General features: G+C 67.5%; 4 protein-coding genes and 2 pseudogenes. All 6 read left to right on the top strand.

The genetic code is table 11. The features are described from left to right. Positions 1 to 977 precede the first annotated feature (977 nt). Positions 978 to 2117 carry a Kelch repeat-containing protein gene (locus ACZ4TV_RS33325; RefSeq protein WP_468139001.1) on the top strand — a complete coding sequence of 380 codons (1140 nt, stop codon included), beginning with the start codon at positions 978 to 980 and terminating at the stop codon, positions 2115 to 2117. A gap of 156 nt (positions 2118 to 2273) precedes the next feature. Continuing rightward, positions 2274 to 2603, top strand: a complete 330-nt coding sequence (locus ACZ4TV_RS33320; RefSeq protein WP_468138999.1) for a putative quinol monooxygenase — start codon at positions 2274 to 2276, stop codon at positions 2601 to 2603. A 46-nt stretch (positions 2604 to 2649) separates the two neighbouring features. Beyond that, positions 2650 to 2913 (top strand): hypothetical protein, encoded by a 264-nt coding sequence (locus tag ACZ4TV_RS33315; RefSeq protein ID WP_468138997.1) that lies wholly within the window; start codon positions 2650 to 2652, stop codon positions 2911 to 2913. Positions 2914 to 3136: 223 nt separating this feature from the next. After that, positions 3137 to 3664: pseudogene (locus ACZ4TV_RS33310) on the top strand (transposase); the annotation flags it as partial. Positions 3665 to 4058: 394 nt separating this feature from the next. Beyond that, positions 4059 to 4565, top strand: coding sequence for an allene oxide cyclase barrel-like domain-containing protein (locus ACZ4TV_RS33305; protein WP_468138995.1), 507 nt, complete (start codon positions 4059 to 4061; stop codon positions 4563 to 4565). A 185-nt stretch (positions 4566 to 4750) separates the two neighbouring features. Then, positions 4751 to 4930 (top strand): annotated as a pseudogene (locus tag ACZ4TV_RS33300) (transposase); the annotation flags it as partial. Positions 4931 to 5117: the final 187 nt, after the last annotated feature.

Raw genomic sequence — 5117 nt, 5'->3', positions numbered from 1 at the left:
CGCGGTCACCTCATAGACGGATGCCTCGCCGAGACCGGCCTGACCATCAGACCCACCTGAGCAACCATGCGACATCACGAGTTCAATCTCAGTAACAGGGCGAACAACCTGCCCCGGCCCTCCCCCGTACTCACGCTGTCCAGCTCCTTCCTGACGGGAACGGGGATTCTCCCGAACAACTTCCTCGCCGGCCCGCCATTTCGGAACATGAGCGGACGAGGCGTTCCTCCGAAGTCGCGGTGCCATTTTGGGCCGCGGCCCGCGTACCCGTTCCCCGCCGTCGAGGCCAATTCGGCCTCCTGCGAATAAGTGGCCCTCACGGAACCATCGCGCCGAAGGCATGTCAACGCACGGACAGTGGAGCTTTTGTGAGGCTGGTGCTGCAGTCTCAGAAGCCGTATCTCAACCGCTGGTCGTGGTGAGCGCCGCCGGCCGCGGGCGGGCGCCGGCACGGGCGGTGCACGTCCAGCCGTGTGGGTGCCGGCGGGGGGCAGGGAGGAGAGGACGCCCGCGTACCAGCGGCGTCCCTTGGGGCCGCTCACGTCGCCGTCAATCAGTTCAGGTGCGGTGTCGGTCAAAACAATCCAGAAGGCAGAGGGATGGCGGCTACGCGGACGGTGTGACGGTGATCTTGGTGCGGGCACGGGCAGCCAGGAGGCGGGCTTCGACCTGGTCCGCGTCGGTGGCAGCTGGGATGCGGAGGCGGTCGGCGACGACGTGCGGGGCTGATACTGGGCGCGATCCGGTGGGCGTTTCTGGCGCCTGGGGCGCAGGCTGACGCGTCCTCTGATCCGTTCCGCGCTCCACCGGGCAGAGGAGCGCGATGACCCGCCCTCCACGGCCACAGCCGTCTCCGCACCGGGGTGGCCGGCTCACGTACCCGCCCGGCTGAGCCCGCCACCACGTACGGGTGACGGCGTCCCCCGAGCGGGTCCGCCCACATGCCCCCAGGTCGTACCGATGCCTCAAATGGGCACATGAAGATCCCTCGCTGGCTGCTCGTCGCAGCCCTGGCGCCCACGCTCGCCCTGACGACCACCCTCGCGAACGCCCAGGGTGTCTGGCTGACCCTGCCCGGGCTGTCGACCCCGGCCAACGGCCTGGCGTCCACGACCGCGCCCTGCCCCAAGGACATCAAGGAGTTGAAGGGGCCCTGTGTGTACGCCTTCGGCGGCCAGAACGGCAGTTCCGCCACCCTGAACACGGCAGAGGCCTACAGCCCGGCCACGGACACCTGGAGAACACTGCCCGCTCTGCCCACCGCCCGCTATGCACTGGCCGGGGCAACCGCGCCCTGCCCCAAGGACGTGGAAGGGCTGAGGGGCATCTGCGTGTATGCCATCGGCGGTTTCACCGGCACCTCGTGGCCCAACAGCGCCTTCGACGCAAGCACCGTGGAGGCCTACAGCCCGGCCACCCATACGTGGAGGACGCTGCCCGGCCTGCCCACCGCCCGCAGTCAGCTGGCGGCGAGCACCGCGCCCTGCCCCAAGAGCATCGAAAAGCTGAAGGGCACGTGCGTGTATGCCATCGGCGGCGCCTTCGGTGACACGGTGGAGGCCTACAGTCCGGCCACGAACACCTGGCAGACGCTGCCGTCGCTGGGTACCGGCCGTGACGCCCCGGGGGCGGCGACCGCGCCCTGTCCCCAGGGCCTGGAAGGGCTGAAGGGGACGTGCGTGTGCGCCGTCGGTGGCTTCAACTTCACCGACGAAGTCCTGGACACGGTGGAGGCATACAGTCCCGCCACGAACAGCTGGCACACGCTGCCCTCGAAGAACACCCCTGCCGTCGCCCTCGGGACTGCGGCCGCGCCCTGTCCCAAGGACGTGGAAGGGCTGAAGGGGACGTGCGTGTACGCGCTCGGTGGCTTCAACTTCACCGACGAAGTCCTGGACACGGTGGAGGCATACAGTCCCGCCACGAACACATGGAAGGCGTTGCCCGCTCTGCCCACCGCCCGCTTCGAGCTCGCGGGGGCAGCCGCGCCCTGCCCCAAGGAGACCCGAGGATTGAAGAGGACCTGCGTCTATGCGCTCGGCGGCGCGCGCGATATCGCGTTCAACGCGCTGACCACGGTGGAAGCATTCGCTGTCGAGGACGGGCACCGGCCCTAGCTGAACCGGCTCAGTGCTTCTTGAGCGACTGCCCAGCGCCTGACACGAGCGGCGTACAACGACAGGTGGTCGGTTGCCCGGGGCGGTCTACTGGGCAGGGCACCAAAACTGTGCGATCCCGGAGGACGCGGCGCCGGGCGAGGCAAGGAGCAGTGCGTGGTTCTCCAAATCGTCAGGGCATCGATCAAACCGGAGCAGCGTGAGCACTGGCTCGAGGTCATTCGTCGCAACGCGACTCGGACCCGTGCTGAGGAGGGCTGCGAGGGCTATCAGATCGCCGAAGATCTCGAAGAGCCGAATACCTTCGTGATCATCGAGCAGTGGGCCAACCTCGACGCCGTATACAGGCACTTCCGGAATGAATTCGAGGCGCTCATGGCCGCTTTGGGCGACGTCTTCGCAGCACCGCCTGAGGCCTGGATCCACGACCTGGCCTCGACGCTGACTCTCGATGAAGTCCTTGCGAAAGCTGGACTGACCCGGTAGTCGAGCAAACCAGCCACGTTCGCCCCACCCTGGGTACGGTGAGTCCATGAGAGGTGGGCAGCCGGACCTGGACGAGATCGAGGCGTGCTTCGCTGCCGTGGTCGAGGGGCGCATGAGCCGGGATGCGGCTGACCGGTGGGCCGGGCGATGGGTCGTCGACGACACGCTCGAGTGGGACGTATTGGCCTGGTGGGCGCTGGGCCACCTGCACGGGATCGATCTGCGGCCGGGGCCCGAGGAGCCGTACCTGCACGATGATGATCAGGTGCGGGGATGGCTTGAGGAGTTTCGGCGGCGCCGCACCGGGTGACGCATCGGGAAGGTGCCGTTTCCGTCCGCACGTTGACGCCAGGCTGTTGCCTATGGCAGAGCGACTGCGGGTTCGTGAGATTGACGATGCCGAGGGCCGAGGGCCGACGGCTTCTGCGGATCATCCGCCGCGGCACTGGGTCGCTAGGGCTTGTGTGATGTCGTGATCAGTTGCTGGGTTCCGCCGCCCTTCGTGGGGGGTGGAATCCGGTAGAACATTGCTCGTGACACGCAGGCAACTCACCGCTGATCAGTGGGAGTTCATCAGGCCGTACCTTCCGATCGGAAGGTACGGCCCGTACCCGGAGCGGCTGCGGGAACAGTTCGAAGGGGTGATCTGGCGGTTCCGGTCCAACGCCCAGTGGCGGGGGATGCCTTCCGAGTTCGCCCCCTGGGCCACCGTCTACGGACGCTTCCGCGTCTGGCGGGACGCCGGCGTCGTCACCACCCCGCTGGAAGGCGTGATTGCCGAGGCGGCCCGCGCCGGGAAGACGGACTTGTCGCTGGTCAGCGTGGATTCCACGACTGCCCGCGCCCACCACGACGCCGCCGGGACCGCACATGCCGCCCGCTCGCGTTTCGTCCTGACCGCCGGGCAGGCCGCGGACAGTCCCCAATTCATCCCCGTGCTCGAGAAAATGCGGGTCCGCCTGCCCAGCGGCCGGCCCCGCACCCGGCCGGGAGCCGCCGCCGCGGACAAGGCCTACTCATCCCGCGGCAACCGCACTTACCTGCGCAAACGCAACATCAAGGAGTCATCCTCCGCGCCGCAATGATCTGGATCGACGACCTCTTGAAGGTCGTCGACTGATCACAACATCACACAGGCCCCAGCAGCAGCCCAGTAGTGGGGCGAACAAGCCGGTCAGCAGACCCTCGTCGAACTACCCCAAACGGACAAACGACAAGGTGAGTGCCTGCTTCCGACCGCAGGGCGGCACTCGTCCGAGTCAGGAGCCATGCGCTGCACCAGCGTCAACCCGCCCGCGCGACTCGTCCGGTCGGGCGGGCCGTCTCTCGTCCCGGGTTGGTCCGATGGGTTGGATCTGCCGGTGGGTCGCGCCGGGACGTTCCGGGCGGCGGCAGAGCCGGGGTTATGAATGCGTCATCTGACCATCCATGAGCATCAACCTCAGGAGCCACACGATGCGCCCCATCAGAGCAGCCTGTCTCGGCACGGCCACCGCGCTGGTCACCCTTCTCGCCTGCGTCCCTGTCGCGGCCGCCTCGACGGACACCTATTCCGGCGACGGCAAGGGCAAACACCGGGTCATCACACTCATCGGCCGGCTCGCGCAGCAGTCGTTCTTCCCTGTCAATCCCGGCGGCGGCCCCGCCCAGGGCGATCGGACCGTCTTCCGCTCGGTCCTCTTCGACGAGGACGGCAACCAGGTCGGCGACACCGGCGGCACCTGCACCACCACCCGGGTCGACAACGGCGGAGCGGAGGCGTGCTACGTGACCTACACCCTTCCGGGGGGCCAGCTCTCCGTGCAGGGGATGGTCTTCGGCCATCTCAACCCGGGCCCTCCGCCTTCGTTCGACAACGGGATCACCGGCGGCACCGGGCAATTCGACCGGGCTCGTGGCTCGGTCCACGTCGACACGGTCGTTCAGGGCACGAGGCGCTTCACGATCGACCTCTACAGTTGACTGACCCTGCACCCACCCGGTGAGAAGGCTGGCCCGTCCACGGCACCGCCCACCGGCTCGATTGGTCCCATTGGCGACGCCGCCACCAGGCGCGATCCCAGGCCATCCACTATCACGACAAGCCGCCCAGACATGAAGATCACGATCTACGCTGGAGCACTAGGGCGCGTATCGAGCCGTGATCAATCTGTGGGACTTTCCACTGCAGGTTGACGTACGCGGAACGGGAGTTCATCGAGCCGTATCTGCCGACAGGCAGATACGGCCCGTACCCAGAGCGGCTGCCGCACCAGTTCGAGGGAGCGATCTGGCGAATCAGGGCAGGCGTGCGGTGGCGGGAGATGCCGCAGGAGTTCGGCCCTTGGCCCGACCAGGCCGTCAACCTTGGAAGAAGGCCACCCGGCGGCCGGTCGGGTTTACTTCGCCCGCCGATGAGCTTCAGCCCACACCGCGCTGTTACTGAGATTGAACTCGTGGTGTCATAGGGGCTGATGGCGGATCGTTGGCTGCGGTATCACCGGGGCATGCGGTATCCACAAGGGGGCGGGCTGA

This window comes from Streptomyces sp. NPDC028910 (assembly GCF_055564955.1).
The sequence above is the reverse complement of the archived record's forward strand: the minus strand, read 5'-3'. Positions and strand labels throughout refer to the sequence as shown.